Raw genomic sequence first — 20060 nt, forward strand, 5'->3', positions numbered from 1 at the left:
CTACCTTCCGTTGAGGGAGCGCACGCGCTCGAAGAATTCCCGGGCGAGTTCGCCCTCGGAGGCCTTCACCATCGGCTCGATGGCGAAGCGGTTCGCGAAATTGACGACGGGCATCAGCACGAAGATCACGACGGTCGTGTTGCCGCGCCCCGTCGCGCGCCGCTTTTCGGAGTTGAGGCGCCCGATCTTGCCCTTTCCCGACAGCACGCCCTCGTCGAGGACGAGGAGCGAGGGGCGGCCACGCCGATAGACGAAGCGCAGGCGGGCACCGTTGCGACGTTCCCACTCCCCCGGTGTGAGATCGCGGGCCCGTCCCCGTGGGCCCGCTGCCGCGGTCGGAATGGCGAGAAACTGGCCGCGCTTGCCAACAATGCGGCCCGGCTTGGTGAAGAAGTCGACGGCGCCGCGGGTGCGAGCGCCGCCTTTCAAGAATACGGTGCCCGCCGGATCCTTGGCGGGGCCGGTGCGCGGAAACGCCTCCGAAGACCAGGCGCGCCACAGCTTCCCCCCGACCGCGCCGCGCGTGACATCCTCGAATTTGCGCTCGAGGTTCCTGGTCGACGCCCGAACGCTGTCAGCGCCGACACCCAGCACCGCGCGCGTCAGCTTGTCGGCTTCGGTGCGCAGCTGGCGGGCGTCGATGGTCAGGATGTTGCCAAAATCAGCCATTGGCCTCCGCGTCCCGTGGAATGCTGTCGAGGATGGCAAAGACGTCCATCAGCGCCGCCGGTTGTTCGCCCGGTGAGCCGGGGAACGGGAGAGGTGTGCCGCCTTGGAGCGAGCCATATCGGCGGCACATCAGCCAGAGATCTACGACCGGCCAGACCCACGCCGGGAGCGCGATCCGGGGGTTTTCCGGCCACTTTTCGCCACGGATTTCCCACCCTCCTCCGAAGGTTCGTCCGAAGGCGAAGTCGTCGGGGCGTCGTCGGACTTCGAGGGCTGCGGAAAATTTCGGGTCTCGCCTCGCCCATAGAGCAGACCATAGGCGTGGGTGCCGGCCTCGAGCAGGTCGGTGGCATCAAGGTCCGCGAGGAGCGACATGGGGATCATGCCGTCCGGCCCGCGCGCGAAGTCGACGCCCACATTCTCCCAGCCGACACAGAAGCGCCGGAACGCGACGATCGGCGCGATCTGGGTGCGCCTGGCTCCGGTCGCCACGAGGCGCTGATATTCGGGCCAGTGCTCCATCATCACTTCGCGCGCGCGGAGGAGTAATTGCTTGTCGGCGGGCGCCACCTGCTCGCCGTCCCGTTCGGCGGAGGACAGCGCAATGAGCGTGTCCTGCTCGGGATCGCCGGCGAGCAGATGGTTCACACCATCCTGAAAGGCCTGGATGAGCTCGTAGGTGTAGACGCTCCGGGCATTATATTCGCCGGCGAGCGAAGCCTCGAGCATACCGCGCTCAATCACGTCACCAACGCGAATGATGAACACGGGCGGGCTTTCCGAGCCCTCGCGCCATTTCGGCGTGAAGGGCTCGGTCTTGTTCAGCGAGATCATGGAATCTCCCGTCAGTAGAAAGCGAGGATCGATTCGCTATCGCGCGTCTGCGCGTCGAGGCCGGCGCTCTTCGCCTGCAGCACAAGCTGTTCCGACCGCAGATTGCCGCGGCGACCGGGGGCAGCTTCGACCTTCTGGGCGAGGGGGTGCACCTGCGACCAGCGGTTGCCGGCGACGCTGCCAGCGCGAAGCACCGCGCTCATCTCGAGGCCCGCGCCGATATCCGCGATAGAATCGCGCACGGCGACCAAGGTGGCGAGCGGGTCCAACCGGAGCAGCGGCACGCGACCGGCGATAACACCGGGCCCGAAGCCATAGCTGGTGTTCGGATCCTCGGGCACCTCGATGTCGCCGCCATTCTCCCACGACCAAGTGGAAATCGGCAGCGGCTTCCGGTTGAGCAGCACGGCGGGCGAAATTTCGCTGCCCTGCACCAGCACAGGCGCCGAATGATTTGCGACGACCAGGTTGCTGGGAAGCGCCGTGTCCGTCTTGCCGGCATAGACGCCGGTGAACTGGAAAGCATCATAGCCCGGCCGCGCCGACTGACCGTCACCAGTCATGACGCCGCGGCAGCCCACGAATTTGAGCAGCGTACCATCCTCGTAAATGTAGATGGTGCCCGAGGGATGGTCGGTCGCCCGGGCCGCTGCATCGCGCGGGCTGGTGCCGGCATAGGTCCAGTTCGCCGGCAGGGAGATGCTCGTCGTAGCATCCAGCGGCGTGGAGAAGTTCTCCGAAAGCGTCGCGACCCGGCCAGCCGTATAGTCGATGACGTGCGGAATGCGGCCGACGCCGACGCCTGCGCCGATAACGAGCGGCATGCCCATCAGCGCCTTGGCGGTCGCCGGGAAGGACGCGGGCAGCGTGACCGAAGTCGCGCCGCCGGCCGTGGCAAGTGCAGCGGCAATGGCGGCGGTGAACAGGCCGCGCTTGCCACAAGCCTGATAGACCTGGTGCAGCGGCGGCTTGACCGTCGACGAATAGGTCACACCGGCGCCGGCACCCTTCCGGCGAGAGCGGAAGCTGATGGTCGCGGCCTGGCCGATGATCAGCGGGGCGCCCGCAACGAGCGAACCGGTCGCTTCGTTCGACTGCTCCTGCGTCCAGGGCGAATTATACTCGATCGAATCCGCTTCGACGGGGATGGCGTCGGCGGTCGGCGAGGGGCTCGCGTCGACACCTTCGGTCGTCTCGAGCTTGAACAGCACCGCCACATTGGCGGGCCGGATAGTCTGGTCCATGTCGGTCTCCTGTGCGGCAGTCAGCGGGGAGTGGAAAATTGGATGCGGACGTCGAGCCCGAAGCCGATGCGCCGCTTTTTCGCGAGCTCGGCGACGTCGACGCGGAAGTCTGCTTCGTCGATCGTCTCGACGAGGCCGCCGAGCGGCGGCTCTGTGATGAGCGCGGTTTTCACCGCCTCATAAAGGTCGTGCATGTCGGCATGTGCCTGCGCGCCGTCTCCGCCTTCGACGTAACCTTCAACTGTGATGGTCAGATCGTACTGCGTCGTGCCCGCCTGAAACTCGATCGGCCCGTGTCCGCCGTCGTAGAGCGCCAGCGCGGGGAATGCGTCGGGGTCGCCCGATGGCATTCGCTCATAGCTCTCGACGCCAGCGATCGCGGCCAAGCGCGCATCCAACTCGGCGAAAACGGCCTCGCGAGTGCTCATTCTTCGACAACCAGCACCCAAGCGCCGATGTCGTTGCGCTCAGTTGGTTCGATGACGCGCCATGTGATGCCGGTGGCGACGTCGGTGATTGTGTTGCCCTTGCGGGGACGCTCCGGGAGAGCGGATTGCTCAATCTCGAAGCTCACCTCGCGCGCAGTGTCGCCCGGGCCTTGGAATGCCGGTGCGGCGCGCTCGCTGAAGATCGCGAAGATCGCGGCGCTATCCAGGCCAGCGCCATTATAGACAACCGGATCCTGATAACGGCCGCGAATCACAGCGAGAGCGGCCGCCTCGTCGGCGTTCATTTGTCGTCGTCGACCGGATCGGCCGCGCCGCCCTTTTCGCCGTCCGCATCGTGGTCGAGCGGGTCGGTGAGGGTCTCGCCTTCCGCCTCAGCTTCGGCGGTTTTGGCAGCGGTCCACGTTGCGGCGCGACGCTCTTCGATGAGCTCCCGCGCGCGCGCCGGCTCAATGTAGACCACGTCGGGCTTCGGCTCTTTCGGCACTCCGACCGTCAGTTCGGTGCCAGCGTCGCGATACACCCCCGCGGCGCAGAGCGCCGGGGTGTAGAGAATGATCTTCTTCATGGGAGAGGCGCTCCAAAAGTGGCGGGCGGGGGGCCTAAGCCACACCGCCCGCCAGTTCGCTCTGCGGGGAGAGGGTCCGCAGCCGGTTAGCTGAGCTGGCCCGTGAGCAGCACGCGGCCGACGGTGTCGCCGGATGCCTGGGCCTGCCGTGCCACACCGATCAGGACGTTGCCGGCGGACGTCGAGGTGACGTTCTTCGCGGTGTTGTCCCAATAGAGCTTGGTCGTATCGGCGACCCAAGCCTGACCGGTGGCCTTGGCGAGATCCCAAACGCCGCGGCGCTTAACCTCGACGACGGCGCCAGAGGCGGCATCGCCCAGAGCGACGCCGAAGACAGCGCCGACGAGCACGCCAGCGCCAGAGGCGACCGCGGCGGGCGCGGTCATCGTGATGGTTTCACCATCCTGGACAAAGTTCTTCGCCATGGTGGATTACTCCTTGCTGCCCGCGGCCTTGCGGCTCGCCGGCTTCTTCGGCTCGTCGGCCTGGGGCGCGACTTCGGACTGGTGGGGTTCCGGTTCCGGCGGCGTCTCGCTCGCACCGTCGACGACGGTGATGTGCTCGACCGGCGCTTCCCGGTTTTCCTTGGCGGTGAAGTCGTCGGTGACGTCTTCGGCCGCCTTGTTTTCGAACAGCTTCTCGGCCTCGTCGTCCTCGATGTGGAGGACGCCTTCCGCCGGGCTGCGCAGCACGCCGCCGACATAGGCGTGCGTGAGGAGTTTCACGAACTTCATGGAAATTCTCCCGAAACGGGGAGCGACGGCCTAAGTCGCCGCTCCTCCTGGTTCAGCTAGAGGTGGAGGAGGCTCAGGCGCCCGGCTGCTTGTACGCGGAGCGGTAATTCACCGCGCCGACGCCATAGTCGTGCCGAACCTTCCACTCGACGCCGTCGACGCGCCAGCCGTCCTGGCTGTCGGTGAACGGTTCGGTGACGCCATTGAGGAACACGACCTCGATCGCCGGCGCGACATTCGGATCGGCAAAGGCGTAATACGCCGTGCCGGAGAGCCGAGCCGTGCCGATGATGTCCGAGAACATGTTCTTGACGATGTTCGGCTTCTGCAGCTTGTTCGCGGTGTCGGGATCGTATTCCGAACCGTTGATGCTGAGCGCCAGGCCGCGCAGCGAGCGAGGAATGAGCAGCGTCGTCGGTTCGATCTCGAGGATCTCGTTCCCGCTGACATCCTTCTGCGACGCCATGGCAACACCGATCGCATCGAACGCTGCCATGGAGGGCGCAGCGCCCACGCCGGCGAGGTTGCCGTGCGTCGCGTGGAACAGTGCAACACCGTCGTTCATGACGGGGTTGCTGTTCAGCAGCGCATAGACGTCGATCTCGATGGTCAGCTTCGCCGCACGGCCGAGGTCAACGGCAAGGCCCGAGAACACATCCATATCGTCGTTGACGATCGCCTGCCGCGACAGGTTGATGATGTTGCCCTTGGTGGTCGCCTTGATGAGTTCCTTCGCCAGATCGGGGATCGGCTTGTTCTTGAACTCACCCGCCTCGTTCACCGTGTCCAGCGCGCCGAACGAGCCGCGCAGATAGCGGGTGTGAGGACGGAAGTCGGTGACCGTGCCCGTGCCGCAGAAGCGCGACCAGGTGTCCGGCGTGACGGTATAGGCCGCCTGCAGGATCCGGTGGACCGCGTTTTCGAACAGGACCGGGAAGTCGCTGGTCGTCTGGGTGATCGCCGACCGGGTCGTCATCGCCTCGCGGACGACAATTTCCGGATCGCGGGCGCTGACGTTGATACCCGAGAGGTTCAGCGCCTCACGGGCAAGATCGGTGTTGCGCACACCCCGGAACTCGCCCGGATCGATCTTGATGGTTTCGCCCTTCGCCTTGGCAGCGGCGACGACCATATCGGACACGCCGGACTTGACGAGAAGCCAGTTGGTTGCGCCCTCGACGAACTTGTCGCGGGCGTCCTGGGTGACGCGCGCCGGGCTGTGACCGATATTGGCGGCGTCGCCGATCTCAGCCAGCTTGTCGAGCATTGCGGCGCGCGCGTCGGCCAAGGAAGTGCCCTTGGCGACGAGATCGTCGACGAACTCGGTCGGCATGTTGTGCTTGGTGCCAAGCGCGCGGATCATGCTGACCCGATCGCGTTCCGCGGTGACGGCGCTATGCACGTCGGCCGTGGTGATTGCGACGACCGAGGGTTCGGTCGCCGGCTGAGTGCCCTCAGGCATGGTGGTCTCCTTAGGTTTCAGAGAGAGAGCGGCGGCGACCGCCGACGAAACACCGCGCATCGCCTTGCCGCCGGTGACAGACCGCAGTGCGGCAGCCATCGAGGGCGCGAGATGAGGGTGATCCGGGGCCTTGCGGAACCCGAATGCGGAGATGTCACAGGCCGCGGCCGAAACGGCTTCTGCGACCTTGGTGACGAAGTTCATTTCGAGCGCCTGCTCGGAGGTGAGCCAGGTCTCGGCATCAAGCATGGCAACGAGCTCGTCGGTTTCCATGCCGGTCTTGGCGGCATAGATCTTGACCAACTGGTCGCGGATGGTGTCGAGCTTGTCGGCCGCGCGACGAAGCTCAGCGGCATCGCCGATTGCGACGTCCCACGGGTTGTGGATCATTATCAAGGCATTGTCGGCCATAATGATTTCGTCGCCGACCATCGCCAGCACCGAAGCCATCGAAGCGGCGAGGCCGTCGATGATCGTGGTAACCTTGCGACCGTCGGCCTTCGCGCGGTTCAGCGCATTGAAGATCGCCAGGCCTTCCATCACATAGCCGCCGGGGCTGTTGATGTAGACGTTGAGGTCGTCGTCGCTGTCCGCGATCATTGGGACGAGCGTCTTCGCGTCCAGCCGATCCCAGCTGTCGCCGACGATCCCATAAAGAAGGATATCGGTCATGCAGGCCCCCTTTTCTCGCGCGCCGCGCGGGCGGCAGGGTCGTTGTTGGTCGGGTTGCCGACAGCGGTGACCTTCCGCGGGTCGCTGTCGAAGATGAGGCCGCGGCGATCGAGCTCGGCCGCGTCGGCCTGCCATTCGTCCAAGAAGGTGTCGGGATCTTCGCCCCGCTCGCGAGCAGCCTGCGAAATCGTCATCTGGCCGGAGCGGATCGCATCCCGGATCGCGGGGACTTCGCTCGCTGGGTCAAGGAGTTCGACGCGGGGCGGGGTCCACCTGATGGTCACGCCGCGGACGTCCTCGCCCATCATTTCCAGAGCTTCGATCGCCCAGCGGCCGACATTGAGGCAGAATTTCGGGATGAACATCTGCCACTGCCAGGTGGCGATAGACGTTTTGAAGTTGAGGCGGCCGAGGCGACCCGAAATAAAGGAAACCTGCGAAAGGTCGCCAGTCAGCATCTCGTATGGGACGCCGAGGCCAGCCGCGATCGCCTGCTTCGAAACCTTCGTGAAGTCAGCGTAGCCGTTGACTTGCGGAGGCGTCGACCAGTTGACCTTTTCCCCGGGCCGAAGCTTCTGAAAGGTGCCCGGCTCGATAAAATCGAGCGGCTCCTGCCCGTCGATGCCATCTTCGTCGGTCTGAATTCCCGGAATTACGGTGCTTTCGTCGTCCGATTCGAGCGCGCCGGCGAATGCCGCGGCGATCTTCTGCCGGCTCAACTCTGCGTCTTCGAAGTCGCCCAAATCCTTCATCCGAAGGATGACGGGGCCAAACCATGTCGCGCCGTGGACCTGTTCCGGCCGATCAGCGCGGAAAACATGCGCAACATCGGCCGCGGAAACAAAAGTCGAGCCGAACTGCCTGTTTACCGGTGATCCCGGGTGGCCGCTGTAGAGCCAGTAGCCTTCGCGGGTGCCGAGCGGCGAGAACTGCACGCCGTTGATGATGTACGCGCCGTTAGACCCGTCTTTCCCGATAGGCCCATGCTTCGACGGATCGATATAATCCGGCTCGAGCACCTGAAGCTGGAACGGCATGGGCAGGCGATCGGTTGCCCGGCGCCAACGGCGGCGCACGACGGCTCCGCCACGCTCGACAATCGACCGAGCCGCTTGCAACTGCAGCCCATAAAGATCCAATCCACCGCTGGCATCGCAACTGGTCGTGTCGAGATGCTCGCGAACGATGGCGCTCAGCTTCTTGTCGAGCTTTCCGTTCCGGTAGACCTGAAACGTGATGCCAGTGCCGACCATGTGCTCGGCGATCGCCGCCTCACCGCGGGCCGCCCATGGATTATTGCGCACAAGGTCGCTGGCGATGCCGCGAAGGGCCGCCTGGGCCGCCGGGGTAAGCTCGCCATTGGCGTCCAGGCTCGTCCGACGCCAGCCGGCGGAGCGACGACCGAGCGTTGCGCCGTCATACTCAGCGCGCGCGCCACGGCGACGCCCGCGGGCAATGCGTTGCTGTGGCGCTGCCGCCGGTTCGGCGGGCGCGGCCTCACCGCCCCGGCCGAACAGCCGGGCAAACAATCCTTTTTCGGCCACGCTTAGAGCCCGCTCTTGTAATACGGTGTGCGGAATCGGCGAGCGCGCGTGAGCGTCTGCGCCTGGATGGTCAGCGCGGCCGAGATGACCTCCTCGGCCTTCAGCAGATGGTCGAGAGACTGATATTCAGTCTTGCGGCCGTCGGCGAACGTGATCGATCGGACGCCGGATTTGATGGCATCACGGACCTTTTGGAGGTCGGCATCGGTCCAAGCCATTCCTACCTCCTTCGACTGGTGAACGGATTTGCCCGCTTCGGCGCCTTGGCGCGCACGGGCGGCGAAGGTTTCGCAGCGGGCGGTTGCTCAGCCGGCGCCGATGGCTCCGGTCGCGCCGCGGGCGGCGGCTTCGTGAATTCACCGAGGGCGCGCCGCCACTTAAGAGGCGACCAGTTGTCGATGCCGAGGGCGAACGTGACGGCGCGGGCATAAACCGCGTTGTCGAGCGCCTCGTTGCGGTCCCTTACCTTGTGCCATTCCCGGCGAACCGCGCCGGAGCGCAGCTTTTTGAACCGAAGCTCCTCGGCCACCAGCTGCTTGATCCACTCGTCGGATGTGCCGTCGGGAAGGTAGATATATCCGTCCGGATACTCCTCGCCGTCGACCGGCTTATCGAGACCAAGCTGCCCGTAGAGCTCCATCTTGAGCATCGACGTGCCGACATTCCACAGTTTGACGCCGCGCCTGATCTTTTTCCCGTTGATGGTGACGTCTTGCCAACTGGGCGCGCCGATCGCCTGCTGTGCGGCGATGCTCTCGCGCCCTTTCACCGCCATGGCGAAGCCAGGATAGCGACGCGCCCAGGCGTAAACTTCCATCGTATTCTGGCCGTCGCCGGAATCGATCGCGCATCGCGCCAACCGCATCCGTCGGCCGTCTTCGCTTTCCCATTCCCGGGCGACTTCAACATCGAGCTTCGACCAGGTCGCGCTATCTGCGATCGGCCCATAAACCTCGATGCGCTCGACGAATGCCCGCTTCTTACCAGGGCCGAATGCCCAGATATCGAGGTCGATGCGCCCACCGCCACCGCGCTGGACGTCGGCCGCGCCGACTAGCAGTCCGGCCCACGCGGGCGGCGTTCCAAGTTGCATGGCCTTCTCGCGCCGATCGTAGAGACGCTGCCACTCCGGGGATTCGCCCTTCTCGGCGAAAGCCTCGCCCAGCACCTGGTTGACGAAGGTCTTCAGGAGGTTCTGGTCTTTGTAGACCTCCATGAATTCGCGAGCGATCTCGAGCCAGGCCGCGCCCTCGTGCTGGCTGTAAGCCGCCCAGATATGGAAGGAGCGATGTCGCGGGAACGCGGCGGGATTATGAGGCCGCCACTCGCCGTTTTCGTCCATCCAAGGCTTGTGGGCCTCGTCGATCTTACATCCGGCCTCGCACTGATACCAAGCGCGGGTCGGGTTTTTCTTGGGCTCCCATCGAATGCCGGCGCCGGTGCCATCGCCGAAAACCAAGATCTGCATGTGCCCGCACTCGGGACACGGCACGTAACGATATTCCTGGCTGCCCTGCTCGAACATATTGTCGATGCGGCTGAAGCCCTTGATTTTGGGCGTCGAGCCGGCGGCATTGAACCGACGGGGCGAGGTCAGGTTTCGCTTGAAGGCGAGCCGGCCGGGGTCACCCTCTTCACGGGCCGACCATGGATAGCCGTCAGGCTCTTCAAGCAACACGTCATCCGCCGTAACGCGGCGGAATTCCTTCGGGCTGTTCGCGCCCTTGATCTGTATCCAGCCGCCCTTGAATCGCTTCGCGCGGATCTGATTGTCCGAGTGGCGCGGCTTGAACGTCGCGACTGCTCGAACCGCCGGCCACTGAAGGACCGGCTCGAGGTCGTCGCGAGAATACTTCTCGGCGTCGTCGATCGTCGGCTGATAGATCAGGCTGCGCGCCGGATCCTCCGAGATCCTGTAACCGAGAAAGCATTGAACGATGGTCGAATAGCCGATGCGGCTGCTCTTCCGGACGGTGGTCTGGCCGGTCGCGATATCGGTGAAGCTGTCCGCGATCCCGTTTTGAAAGGGGAACGGGCGGAAGCGCCGACCGTCGTCGAGCCGCCCTTCAACGGCCATCCATTCTGACAACTTGCGCCGCTTCTTCGGTTTGAGGACGGCGAAGAGATCACGGGCGAGGCCGGCAACCGCGCCTGCCGGGGCACGAAATGCAACAGGCTCAACCTTCGGGGGGGTCTTCTTCCTCCTCATCCAAGCCCCCGCCAATCGCCTCCTCGACGCGCGTCATGCTGAGCTCTTCGAGTGCATCGCTGATCGCCAAGTCGACGCGCGCGCGCAGCGGCGCATCGCTCTTTCCGACCTGGGCGCCGACCTGCATCAGCCGCGACTTCACCAAGGTGATGATGCCCGAGACGACGGCGAGCATGTCCGGGAGGGAGGCGAGTTCCTTTCTCCGCTCCGCGTTGTCCATTGCCTTCGAATCGGCCTGTTCTTTCGCGAGGCGGGCGCGCTCGACGTCCAGGCTAAAGCCGTCGTCCTCGGGCCCGTGCGTTTTGAGCAGGAGCCAAGCTTCCAAATTCTCCGACCAGCTTGCGCCATCCGCCGGCATGTCGCCCTTCGACCGGAGCTCGCCGATCCAGCGGCTCGAGACGCCTAGCAGCGCTGCCAACTGGGGGCGGGTGGGTTCATCAAGGTCGATTTCCATGACTTCCCTGCCCGATCCGGTTCAAGGCCGCAGAAATCCGCCATTTTCGACCACAGGGAGGAAGAACTAAGCGAAATCCTGTGGCTAGAGGAAAGTTGGGCCATTGCCCCCCGTATAGCGTCTGAGCCGGGGAAGGACCCAAGGGGGCGGGGGGTCGTTGCGTCTCGGCGCAATAATGTTACACCGCGGCGGGCGGCGCGCTCAGGATCTCGGCCAGGGCGGCCGCCTGGTCGCGGCTCAGGTCGATCCGCGGACTGTCGTCGCGCTGGTTGCCGGCATCGCGGGACAGGGACGCTCCGTCGGGCGTAATGCTCAGTCGCACCGCCCGCCCATGGGCATCGGTGCCGAGGTCATACGCGATCATAACGGGCTTCATTGATGGCCTCCTGTTCGGCCGCGGCAGCGCCTTAGGTTGAGGGACACGCAATGGCCGGAAGTCCACCACGACAGGCCTGCTGCTATTCGGCGGCCTGGGTGAAGTCGACGTAGAACGTCTGGCCTTGCTCGAACTTCCCGAGCAGCGCCGGGTTCGTGATCGTGATGTCGAGCGAGACCGAAGGCGAGAACTTGGCGAAGGTGTTGTTCTCGTCGCTGCCATCGGCCGGGTACTGCTTGGCAGCGACACCATGGAAGCGCAGGCGCTCACTCGTCTCGCCCTGCTTCTCGACAGACGCAATCTGCAGCTTGGCACGCATGGCGGGCATGGTGATCTCCGATGTCATGGGGCGTAGAAATAAAAAGCGCCCGCAAGCCGCTGGGCTCCGGGCGCATTCCTACATCTGTTATCTGCATCGCACTTAGGTGCGCACGGGTCAAGCGCCATTTCGGGGTCAGGCGAGAGACACCTCCCCATGAAACACGCGCTTGCTGATGAACGTCGTTCGCTCGAAGCCTTCAGCCTCGCCTATCAGTTCGATAGTCGTTGGACCTTCTAAGTTTAACAGGCCCGATGGTATCGTAAGCGTTGCCGTATCGGTCGGCCACGGCTCGGGCACCGCCATCTCGAAGCGAGCCACAACCTTGTCGCTTATATGGAGTTCAAGGTTGATTGTGCTGATCGAACCAACGTCAGGCCTCTTTACGTCGATAAAGAAACCTAGCCATATTGTGGCGGGAAACTCCGCTACGATGATGTCGCCGGTATAAACGCCAATGAGGATTGGCTTATTGCCTTGCCCCATTGAGAAATGCTCAAAAGCCAACGCGGAAACGGTAGGTATTTTAGCCATTTACCAGCTCGCGCGCTTCGTACTTCACAGGCGTTGTCGACACGGGTTGTCCGCTCGTACCCGTCATCGTGGCGGAAGACCAAGACGTACCCGGCGATGGCGCATTAGACCGTCTCAGATCGGCAAGGCGGGTGAACACAACCTCAGGCCGGAAATCGATAGCGCGAGCGATATTGTGCATGTTTCTGAGGGTGACGTTGTTTCGGCCGGAAAGGACGCGGCTGAGCTGGCCTTCGTCCATACCCAAACGCTCGGCTATTTCCCGTTGATCGAGACCGCTCGCCTTCGCCTCTTCCACGGCATCGATTAGCCGGCGCCACACCTTTAGGCGGAACGCGTGCCATTGGTCGGCCAGGACGTGCTCGGGAATCCGATTTGCTTCGGTCATGTTACCCTCTCACGTTTGAGCAGCAGAATGCTAAAGGATGGCCCGGGAGCCGCGGCAATGTTCCAAACCAGTCGAACCACTGATCGCAGACGGCCGTCGTTGCCTTCCGGAAGCCGCCCTTCTCGCAATCATCTCGGAACAACGCCGTAATGGCCAAAAAAGTGTCGACCCCCGCGAACGCGCCAAAAATCCGAGCGTGCGGTTGAAACGTCACTCTCATCTCCCAAACGTGGTTTGCGTAGGGTGCCATCTTTTTAAGGACCTCTTCGTCGTCGCGAATGGTTTCGCCTTTGACGAATTCTCCCAGTTGAGCGCGAATTCGGGCGTAATAGTCCTTAGACCCTCTTCTGCTGCTGTGCCCCTTGATAAATCCGTCAATCTTCTTGGTCACAAACAGTACGCGCTTTTCGGTTTCATCAGGGTCAAAAGGCGGCAGAAATCTGATGATTTCTCCCGCCTGCTCAAGCTGATCCAAAATCGTTGAGATTGACTTAATTGTCAACCGAGTCGCCTCCCCGCAGGATCACATGCCTGTTCTCGTTACGCGGGGTACATGAAAGTTGTGTGGAATCCGAGCATGTTCGAAATTTACAGCCGCCGCCACATCGCGATGAGAGACGCCGCGAAAGCGACCGTCGTCTTCGCAGCATCGATCGCGGACCGGCTGTTCGACGCAAGGCGCGAGCCGGCCACGCCCGCCTCCTCGTCCCACCGGCAAACATTCTCGTACACGTTCCAATAGGCCTCCGGCATGCGGCGCTCGAGCCAGGCGAGTTCAGCGAATGCCTCCTGCTGTGACCAACCGAGAGGGGCGTCGATACGCTCCTGCGTATGATCAATTGCGGCCAATGAGCCCGACGCCCGGATCCACAGGTTCTGGCAATAGCGGATGGCGTTCTGCTGGGGCTCGCCGAACAGGCCAGCCTTGTCGTGCGCAATCCAGCGATCAATGGCTGTGCCGCCCCGATTGATGAGAACTTTCACCATGCTGTTGCGCTTGCCACCGAGCGAGCCGTCCAGGTCGACGACCGTCCCCATCTGGTGAAAGCCCCGCTCGATCTGGGGTTCCGGCACGCCGGCATTGGCTGCCAGCGCCGCGATCTCGCGCCGCCCGCGCTCGGCCTTCTGCTCCGGGGTTTCCGCCGCCCGCCGCACTTTTTTGCTGACCCGCTTGTTCGCCATTACGCTGCCTTAGCCTCCTGATCCTCGACGGCCTTGGCCGCGTCCACTTCCTCTTGCGTGATGTCCCCGGCTGCGATGCCCAGCTTCAGCACCCACATGGGCGTGCGCCGGATCTCCTCGGGCGTGAGACGGGGCGCCTCGCCATTCTCCCATCCCGCCGACGGCGGCAGCTTCGGCTCGGCCGCGCGCTCGATCTCGGCATGCATCCGCTTGAGCCGGGCCAGCGCCGTGGCATGCCGCTGCATCTGCGCCTCGGCCTCTTTCCGCACATGCCCGTCGACCTCGTTGAGGAACGACATGGGAATGTGAATTGCGGCTTGGGCGGCCTTCACGATCACGCGGGCCGGGAAGTCCGAAAGCGCCATGGCGACGGCGGTGAGCCACGCGGCGCACTGCTCGGGCGACATGCTCGGCGCGATCTTCATGCCCAGCGGCTTCAGCCAGGTCCGCACCGCGGTCATCTGCGGGCCGAACTGCGGCCGCCCGTCGGCATCGGTCGCGATCGCGCCCATGTCCTCGGCGCGCTGCAGCGGCAGCATGCTCGCCTCATAGGCCGCCACAGTCGCCCGGATGTCTTCGCCGGCAAGTGCGGCGAGGCCGGTCTCCATCGTCCAGTCGTCGGACAGGGCAAGGCGGGCGGCGTCACGCATTGAGCCATCCACTGCGGCGTTCGCCGCGGACAGATCGGTTCCCATAGCGGGTCTCCAAGGTGCGGTTCATCCAGGCAACGGCATCTGAGGGGCTTTCGGCCTGCGCGGCGGAAAGGGCATCCATGACGGCGCCATCGGTGTAGGTGCTGCGCCAGCGGCCGAGCATCGAGCGGGCGTTCCGGTCGGTGAGCCCAGATTTCACGAGGAAGGGGACACCTGAGGCAAACACGGCGGCTTTCAGGTCGATCGGCTTGACGGGCTCAGCGGGGGCGGGAGGCTCATCACCAAGGGGCAATTCACCTTTGCCCGTCGGCGCGTCGGCGCCGGAAGCGTTAGCTTCCGTATCCTTCCTTCCTCCTTCCTCCTTCCTCTGCGGCGACTTTTCCCCAGCGGTTCCGAACTGGTGGGGAACTGGTTCCGAACCGGACGTGGCAAAAGCGAGGGCGGGTTCGGGACAAGGGTGGAAATAGCTCGGCTTTTTCGGCCGCTGCCAGCGGAGGAAGGCGCGGACGACGCCATAGGCGCGCCCGTTCTCCTCGAACCGCATGATCAGCTGGGCGCCAGCGAGCTCTTCGAGAAGCTGGGTGGCGTCGACACTGTCGGCGGGGAGGATGCGCATCTTCAACATGAGGGGCGACCATTCGAACACGCCATGGTCGTCGCTCTCGTTCCAGATGCCGATCCACATCAGGCGCGCGGCGAAGCTCACCGAGACGAAGCGCTCGCTGGTGTGCAGGCCGGGGTGGACGGACCGGATGCGGCTCATGGCCTATGCGCCCACGCGCGAGCTAATCTGGGCCAGCCGCGAACGAAGCCCCGCAATCTCGGCCGTCACGCCCTGCAGGTGCTCGCGGGCCAGCTGCTCGAGCGCGTTGATGTCGGCGCGGATGGCCTGCAACTCGGTCGGTTCCTTGATCTCGCCGAAACCCGCCCGGCGGAATTCGGTGACGACATCCTTCGCGAGGCCGGTCTCGGCCGCGATCTTCTCGTCGGACCAGCCGAGAGCGAACGCGCCCTTCTCCACATCGAAGTGGTCGGAGAGGAGCCGGAACATGGCGGCCTGCGCCTTCATGGCCGCCGGCGAGGGCTTCGTCATCGTCTTCTCCTGATTGGCCCGGCGCTGGCAGTCCGGGCAGATGTGAGGATCCAGCTTCCAGCCGGCCTGGGTGAACTTCCGGTCGATCTGATCGGGCGGCATCATCTGCCGCAGGTTGCGCTCGCCGCTCTTCGGGCAGCGCGAGCAGCTCAGCAGCGCAATGAAGGTCGTGCCGCCCACGCCGGGGTGCGACGTGACGGCGCGGCCATGCGTGCCCAGCCGATAGGTGTGGCCGACGTGCCTCATACCTCGCGGAGCTCCAGGTCAGGGAAGAAGGCGAGGAAGAAGGCGCACCGAAACTTCGGCTGCTGCTTAAGGTCGCTGATCTGCCCGGCGCGCTGAAGGATATGCAGGTCATTGCAGCGCAGGGCCTCGCGCTTCGACGCGTGCATATGCCCGTGGGCGCACGCGGTCTTCTTCGCGGAGAACTTGTTCGTGCCCGGACGGCGCGCGCCTTGGTGGCGGCTCATGCAGCCTCTCCCTCGAAGGCGCCAGTCAACCGCACGGCGTCCTCGATGCGGCGGCAGGCCGTATCGAAGTGCTTGGGATTGTGCTCGATGCCAGTGAACCGCTTGCCAGCACGAATGGCGGCCACGCCCGTCGAGCCGGTGCCCATGAAGGGGTCGCAGACGGATGCGCCCGCGGCGTTGCAGAGGATCTTGTCCATGACGGCCTCCGGCTTCACCGTCGGATGGTCGAAGTCCTTCGATTGGCGTGACCTGCAGTCGACGATGCGCTTCAGGTCAGACAGACCGCCCCGCGGGTGATATCCGCGATTCCAGGCGTGCAGGTAGAGCTCGATCTCCGGCACATAGTGCTTGTTGGCCACCGGCATCGGTGTGAGCTTCCGCCAGGCGCAGACCGCGAAGCGGTGGAACGACCCGTCGAGGTAAGTGGCCAGCTTCGGAAGCTGGTCGTTGCTGCAGAAGCTGACGACGGCGCCGCAGAGAAGCGGATTGATGATCCGGTGGTCGAACCCGTCCGCAAACCCCTCCTCCCTGATCTGGTCGAGATAGGGCCGGTCTTTGCGGAAACAGCCGCCGCCCGAGGTCATGAGCAGGTACGGCGGGTCCAGGATGTCAGCATCGAACCAGCCGAGTGTGGGCCGGATATCGTAGGCGTCGCCCAGATAGAGCGTGGCGTCGCCGATGCGCTCGATACGGCTCATGCTGCCTGCCTCGCGAGATAACCCTCGATGTCGGTCTGCTGGCGGGCGAGCTCGAGCTTCGGGATGTTGACCGCGAAACGAGACGCACTCGACCCATCGAAGCTATCGACGCCTGCCGCCTCGCATTTGCAGATGCGATTGACCGTGTTGACCCGGCCGACGTGGCAGATGGCTCCCTTGCCGCGGGCCAACCGTGCCCACATGGCCATCGTGGCGAGCTTCCACTCGGTGTCCCCGCCGACGAAGATGCCGACGCGGTCACTCAGCCAGCGCGAAATGCGGCGGACGACGGCCGGTGCCTCCATGCCGTTTTGCACGGCGATGACAAAGCGGGCCGAACGGAGGGCCACACGGCGGCGCAGCTTGCGCAGCTTGCGCAGCCAGCCGAGCGACATCTCCAACGACGCAAGGCCGCCCATGACGATATCGGGCAGGACGATCCAGTCAGCGCCGGCGCCGAGCAACTTCACCGCGCGCTCGAACGCGGGCACGTCAAATTCTTCGTTGCGCTGGAATGCGGTCCACGCACCGTTGTCGAGCGCGTAGGGGAAGCCCTCGGTCCGCAGCACGCCTCGTGCCGAGACCATCAGGCGCCATCCAGCCTGACGGAGCGCTTTGAGATTGCGGCGCGTGCCGGTGCGAGAGGCATATGCAATCACGCGCGCCTCCAAGCGACAATGTCCCAAGCGCTCTTGCCGACGCGCATATATTCCGGCCACGCGGCCCAGCGGCGCGACGACGGCCTGATGGGGCCGACGACACGGCCATTGCGGTAACGGATCATCACGTCCGGCTCCGGGTTGTCAGGCTCATCGGGATTGAAGAAGGGGTTAGGGCCGGCGTGGTGCGGCACCCATTCGGGTTCGCAGGCATTCAACCGCGCCTCCCGGCGATCTCCCGCCGAAGCTGCTCGGTGCGCTCGCGGCGCAACTCCTGTTCCTTGGCGCGGCGCACCTCGGCGAGGTGCCGTCCGCTAGCGGAAGCCCCCGCCCGCCGCCGGGCACCGATGGCCCAGCCGATGGCAAGACATGCGATACCGGTGACGAGCGGGTCCATCGATCAGGCCTCCGGCTTGCCGAGGAGGACGGGGACGCCCGTCTCGATCTGAACGCGTTCGCGCGCCTCGTTGAAGGCGTGGTCGAACGTCCGGTCGACGCGCCAGAGGTCGTACCAGAACAGCAGGCCACCATCGGCCTTGCGGTAACGAAGGCGCGCCGCGATGCGGTACGGGTGGCCGTTCCGGAAGACGGGGATGCCGATCAGGAACAGGCTCGGCACGCGGAGCGGAGCGCCGCTGCCATCGGTATGCTCGACGGAGAACGAAATCTGGCCCTCGCCGGATTCCAGCTTCACCGCTTCGCGCACCGCAGAGGACTCATAAACCTGCAGGCCGCGAGATAGCTCGACGAGCTTCTGCGGCGTGGCGATCAGGGCATTGCCGCCGAGCGCGTTGATGTATTTCTGCAGGTCCTCCGAAACCTCGTCCTCGTCGGGGATAAGGTAGAGGACGTCGATGATACGATCTTCGAGGAACGCCGCGAACTCGGCCATCTTCATTGGCTTGGCGTTCTGGGCCACCCAGGCCTTCCACTCGTCCGAGAGTGGGAAAGCGAAATGGCTGCGATGCCGGCCGAAGCGCGGATCGGCGGCCGCTCCGGCACGGTGATAGTCGAGCACGGCAGTCAGGGACGGCGACGAGCGGTCGTCGCTGGCGAAGATCACGCTGTCGTCATCATGGAAGCGATTGACGTGCGCGATCAGGCTGTCGAGTGAGGTAAGGTTCGCGGTGCCGCGGCGATCGCGGGGCTGAGCGAGATAGCCTTCGAATGTGTTCGATGGCAGAGCCGCAACGCTGTCATTGCTCACCACGACCGGCGCAACGGTGCCGGTGCTGGGGTCGGTGACGAAATCGATCGTCGGCCGGAAGTGCTCGTCGACGAGCTTGCGGATTTCCTTCAACGCTTCGCCGGTCCCGGCGGCGGGGCTGAGCAGAGGAGCGGCAAGCCCCTCGATCAGCGCCGCATCAGTCTTGATATCGTCCATGTCGTTCTCCTTCGGTGTGTGGTGGATCAGGCTTCACGGACGGCGGCGCCGGGGCCGCCGACGTCACGGATGCCGTAAAGCTGGAGCTGTCCCGGTCGGACGCGGGTCACGCGGTGATCTTCGGTCTGCCAAAGCACGGACTTCGCGCGCTTGCCGGCCGGGTCGGTGACCTTGAAGGCGGAGCGGATCTCGGTGACGCCGCCCTCCTGAGAGATATCGAGCGTGATCACGACCTTGCCCTTGGCCTTGCCGCCGTTGGCCCAGGCGGCCTCGTTCAGCTTGGCGTTGAGATCCTTGATCGCCTCGTAGCAATCAGCGTCGAACTGGCCGTCCTCGAGAACGCGGACGAATTCGCCGAGCGTGTTGCAGGCGCCGGGCACAGGCCCGCCATCCGCCGCGCGCGAAGGCGCAGCGGGATCGACTTCAGGCATTGGCTTTCCTTTCTGTTGGGATTGCACGGTCACTGGGAACACACCCCGTGCTGGTGACAGAGGTCGACGAAGCGGGAAGCGGACAGCCCCTCGAGACCGCGCAGGTCGCGCAAGCCGAAGTGCAACATCGCCCGCAGCAGCTTCGCGCTCCCCTTCGCCGCGGGCTCGTCGGGCAAGGGCGCGAAGAAGACGACCGACCGCTCGCTCTCCGGGATCTCGCCCAGCATGCGAAGCGTGTGGATCCGGGTCTTCACCGCGCCGGCGGATCGATTGCCCAGCAACTCCGCGATCTGCGGACGCGTGAGACCGTCGCGCACGCCAGCGATGACGATTGCGTCCTCGTCTCCGGTCCAGCGGTCGATGTTGCTGGCGCGCACAAAGTCGCTCGCGGAACCGGCCATCGCCGGCGCCGCTGCTTCACTCACTTCCATTTTCAGTCTCCCCCGGGGTGCGACCCGGACTAGTTGATCCTCAGCCGCCCGAGTTGGCGACAAGCGCCAGCTTGGGAATTGCGCTCTCCGCGCGCTTCGCCAGGCGGGCGCGCTCGATGTGATTGAGGTCGCCGTCTTCCAGGGCCTCGGTGCCCTCAGCGACGAATTTGGACGCCTCGGTCAGCGCATGGCGGAGCGTGGCCTCGTCATCGACGTCCAACAGGCGCGGAGTGGCAAAGCCCATGCGGCGCGCGACACGGCCGAAGGCTTCCGGGGGCAGTGCGGCGAAGATGCGCATCAGCATCGGGCCCGACATCATCGGCGGATCGGTCTCGACATAGGAGCGGAGCGTGCGCTCCTTCTCACCGGTCGCCTCGGCCAGATCGGCCCAGGTGATGCGCTTGCCCAGCCCGACGAACGCTCGAAGCGTGTCAGCGAGCAGGATTTTTCCATTCTCGTCGTCAAGACCAACAAACGTTGTCATCGCGTAACTTTCTGCACTGCGGCATTGTCCACCGCATGAAGAACAGGGCACCGAGCATCGAAGCAGGCCAGGCGGCTGGCCCAACGCGCCACCCGGCCGTGGTCGACCGGGTGGAACGCGAG

At 64.6% G+C, this 20060-nt stretch carries 31 protein-coding genes; all 31 read right to left on the reverse strand.

What is annotated here, in order from left to right:
* On the reverse strand, positions 1-669 hold the full coding sequence (locus ACFB49_RS21370; protein ID WP_380873593.1) for a DUF6441 family protein: 669 nt from the start codon (positions 667-669) through the stop codon (positions 1-3).
* Between the two features lie 141 nt (positions 670-810).
* Positions 811-1503 carry a hypothetical protein gene (locus ACFB49_RS21375; protein WP_380873594.1) on the reverse strand — a complete coding sequence of 231 codons (693 nt, stop codon included), beginning with the start codon at positions 1501-1503 and terminating at the stop codon, positions 811-813.
* A gap of 11 nt (positions 1504-1514) precedes the next feature.
* The gene (locus ACFB49_RS21380) at positions 1515-2747 is read right to left on the reverse strand and encodes a hypothetical protein (RefSeq protein ID WP_380873595.1); all 1233 of its coding nucleotides are present in this window, start codon (positions 2745-2747) and stop codon (positions 1515-1517) included.
* A 20-nt stretch (positions 2748-2767) separates the two neighbouring features.
* Positions 2768-3133, reverse strand: coding sequence for a hypothetical protein (locus ACFB49_RS21385; RefSeq protein ID WP_380873596.1), 366 nt, complete (start codon positions 3131-3133; stop codon positions 2768-2770).
* Positions 3134-3171: 38 nt separating this feature from the next.
* Entirely contained in the window at positions 3172-3480 is a 309-nt protein-coding gene (locus tag ACFB49_RS21390; RefSeq protein WP_380873598.1) for a hypothetical protein, read from the reverse strand.
* Positions 3477-3761 carry a hypothetical protein gene (locus tag ACFB49_RS21395; RefSeq protein WP_380873600.1) on the reverse strand — a complete coding sequence of 95 codons (285 nt, stop codon included), beginning with the start codon at positions 3759-3761 and terminating at the stop codon, positions 3477-3479. The genes ACFB49_RS21390 and ACFB49_RS21395 overlap by 4 nt, the downstream gene beginning before the upstream one ends.
* Before the next feature lie 86 nt (positions 3762-3847).
* Complete coding sequence (locus tag ACFB49_RS21400) at positions 3848-4186, reverse strand: DUF2190 family protein (RefSeq protein ID WP_380873601.1); 339 nt, start codon at positions 4184-4186, stop codon at positions 3848-3850.
* Between the two features lie 6 nt (positions 4187-4192).
* Positions 4193-4495: a hypothetical protein gene (locus tag ACFB49_RS21405; protein WP_380873603.1), complete on the reverse strand. Its 303-nt coding sequence runs from the start codon at positions 4493-4495 to the stop codon at positions 4193-4195.
* A gap of 73 nt (positions 4496-4568) precedes the next feature.
* Positions 4569-6629, reverse strand: coding sequence for a ClpP-like prohead protease/major capsid protein fusion protein (locus ACFB49_RS21410; RefSeq protein WP_380873605.1), 2061 nt, complete (start codon positions 6627-6629; stop codon positions 4569-4571).
* Positions 6626-8173, reverse strand: a complete 1548-nt coding sequence (locus ACFB49_RS21415; RefSeq protein ID WP_380873607.1) for a phage portal protein — start codon at positions 8171-8173, stop codon at positions 6626-6628. Before ACFB49_RS21415 ends, ACFB49_RS21410 begins: the two co-directional genes overlap by 4 nt.
* Positions 8174-8175: 2 nt before the next feature.
* A complete protein-coding gene (locus ACFB49_RS21420) occupies positions 8176-8391 on the reverse strand; it encodes a phage head-tail joining protein (protein ID WP_380873608.1) in 216 nt (71 codons plus the stop codon).
* Between the two features lie 2 nt (positions 8392-8393).
* Positions 8394-10382, reverse strand: a complete 1989-nt coding sequence (locus ACFB49_RS21425) for a phage terminase large subunit family protein (protein WP_380873609.1) — start codon at positions 10380-10382, stop codon at positions 8394-8396.
* Positions 10351-10836, reverse strand: a complete 486-nt coding sequence (locus tag ACFB49_RS21430; RefSeq protein WP_380873610.1) for a terminase — start codon at positions 10834-10836, stop codon at positions 10351-10353. Before ACFB49_RS21430 ends, ACFB49_RS21425 begins: the two co-directional genes overlap by 32 nt.
* Before the next feature lie 178 nt (positions 10837-11014).
* Positions 11015-11212 (reverse strand): hypothetical protein, encoded by a 198-nt coding sequence (locus ACFB49_RS21435; protein ID WP_380873611.1) that lies wholly within the window; start codon positions 11210-11212, stop codon positions 11015-11017.
* 82 nt (positions 11213-11294) lie between these two features.
* On the reverse strand, positions 11295-11540 hold the full coding sequence (locus ACFB49_RS21440) for a hypothetical protein (RefSeq protein ID WP_380873612.1): 246 nt from the start codon (positions 11538-11540) through the stop codon (positions 11295-11297).
* A gap of 126 nt (positions 11541-11666) precedes the next feature.
* Positions 11667-12065: a hypothetical protein gene (locus tag ACFB49_RS21445; protein WP_380873613.1), complete on the reverse strand. Its 399-nt coding sequence runs from the start codon at positions 12063-12065 to the stop codon at positions 11667-11669.
* Complete coding sequence (locus ACFB49_RS21450) at positions 12058-12453, reverse strand: helix-turn-helix domain-containing protein (RefSeq protein ID WP_380873614.1); 396 nt, start codon at positions 12451-12453, stop codon at positions 12058-12060. The genes ACFB49_RS21445 and ACFB49_RS21450 overlap by 8 nt, the downstream gene beginning before the upstream one ends.
* Position 12454: 1 nt before the next feature.
* On the reverse strand, positions 12455-12955 hold the full coding sequence (locus ACFB49_RS21455; protein WP_380873616.1) for a hypothetical protein: 501 nt from the start codon (positions 12953-12955) through the stop codon (positions 12455-12457).
* 86 nt (positions 12956-13041) lie between these two features.
* Complete coding sequence (locus tag ACFB49_RS21460; protein ID WP_380873617.1) at positions 13042-13635, reverse strand: hypothetical protein; 594 nt, start codon at positions 13633-13635, stop codon at positions 13042-13044.
* Positions 13635-14285, reverse strand: a complete 651-nt coding sequence (locus tag ACFB49_RS21465) for a hypothetical protein (protein ID WP_380873618.1) — start codon at positions 14283-14285, stop codon at positions 13635-13637. The genes ACFB49_RS21460 and ACFB49_RS21465 overlap by 1 nt, the downstream gene beginning before the upstream one ends.
* Positions 14278-15051, reverse strand: a complete 774-nt coding sequence (locus ACFB49_RS21470; RefSeq protein WP_380873619.1) for a hypothetical protein — start codon at positions 15049-15051, stop codon at positions 14278-14280. Before ACFB49_RS21470 ends, ACFB49_RS21465 begins: the two co-directional genes overlap by 8 nt.
* A gap of 3 nt (positions 15052-15054) precedes the next feature.
* A complete protein-coding gene (locus ACFB49_RS21475) occupies positions 15055-15627 on the reverse strand; it encodes a hypothetical protein (protein ID WP_380873620.1) in 573 nt (190 codons plus the stop codon).
* A complete protein-coding gene (locus tag ACFB49_RS21480) occupies positions 15624-15851 on the reverse strand; it encodes a hypothetical protein (protein WP_380873621.1) in 228 nt (75 codons plus the stop codon). The genes ACFB49_RS21475 and ACFB49_RS21480 overlap by 4 nt, the downstream gene beginning before the upstream one ends.
* Positions 15848-16549: a DNA methyltransferase gene (locus ACFB49_RS21485; RefSeq protein WP_380873622.1), complete on the reverse strand. Its 702-nt coding sequence runs from the start codon at positions 16547-16549 to the stop codon at positions 15848-15850. Before ACFB49_RS21485 ends, ACFB49_RS21480 begins: the two co-directional genes overlap by 4 nt.
* The gene (locus ACFB49_RS21490; RefSeq protein WP_380873623.1) at positions 16546-17220 is read right to left on the reverse strand and encodes a hypothetical protein; all 675 of its coding nucleotides are present in this window, start codon (positions 17218-17220) and stop codon (positions 16546-16548) included. Before ACFB49_RS21490 ends, ACFB49_RS21485 begins: the two co-directional genes overlap by 4 nt.
* Positions 17205-17426 carry a hypothetical protein gene (locus ACFB49_RS21495; protein WP_380873624.1) on the reverse strand — a complete coding sequence of 74 codons (222 nt, stop codon included), beginning with the start codon at positions 17424-17426 and terminating at the stop codon, positions 17205-17207. The genes ACFB49_RS21490 and ACFB49_RS21495 overlap by 16 nt, the downstream gene beginning before the upstream one ends.
* Positions 17423-17605, reverse strand: a complete 183-nt coding sequence (locus ACFB49_RS21500; RefSeq protein WP_380873626.1) for a hypothetical protein — start codon at positions 17603-17605, stop codon at positions 17423-17425. The genes ACFB49_RS21495 and ACFB49_RS21500 overlap by 4 nt, the downstream gene beginning before the upstream one ends.
* A gap of 3 nt (positions 17606-17608) precedes the next feature.
* A complete protein-coding gene (locus ACFB49_RS21505) occupies positions 17609-18592 on the reverse strand; it encodes a DUF2303 family protein (protein ID WP_380873627.1) in 984 nt (327 codons plus the stop codon).
* Positions 18593-18618: 26 nt separating this feature from the next.
* Positions 18619-19023 carry a hypothetical protein gene (locus ACFB49_RS21510; RefSeq protein ID WP_380873628.1) on the reverse strand — a complete coding sequence of 135 codons (405 nt, stop codon included), beginning with the start codon at positions 19021-19023 and terminating at the stop codon, positions 18619-18621.
* Between the two features lie 29 nt (positions 19024-19052).
* Positions 19053-19454, reverse strand: coding sequence for an SANT/Myb-like DNA-binding domain-containing protein (locus ACFB49_RS21515; protein WP_380873629.1), 402 nt, complete (start codon positions 19452-19454; stop codon positions 19053-19055).
* Positions 19455-19494: 40 nt separating this feature from the next.
* Positions 19495-19938: a hypothetical protein gene (locus ACFB49_RS21520; protein ID WP_380873631.1), complete on the reverse strand. Its 444-nt coding sequence runs from the start codon at positions 19936-19938 to the stop codon at positions 19495-19497.
* Positions 19939-20060 lie beyond the last annotated feature (122 nt).

Source organism: Sphingomonas sp. DBB INV C78, assembly GCF_042693015.1.
Lineage (GTDB): Bacteria > Pseudomonadota > Alphaproteobacteria > Sphingomonadales > Sphingomonadaceae > Sphingomonas_E.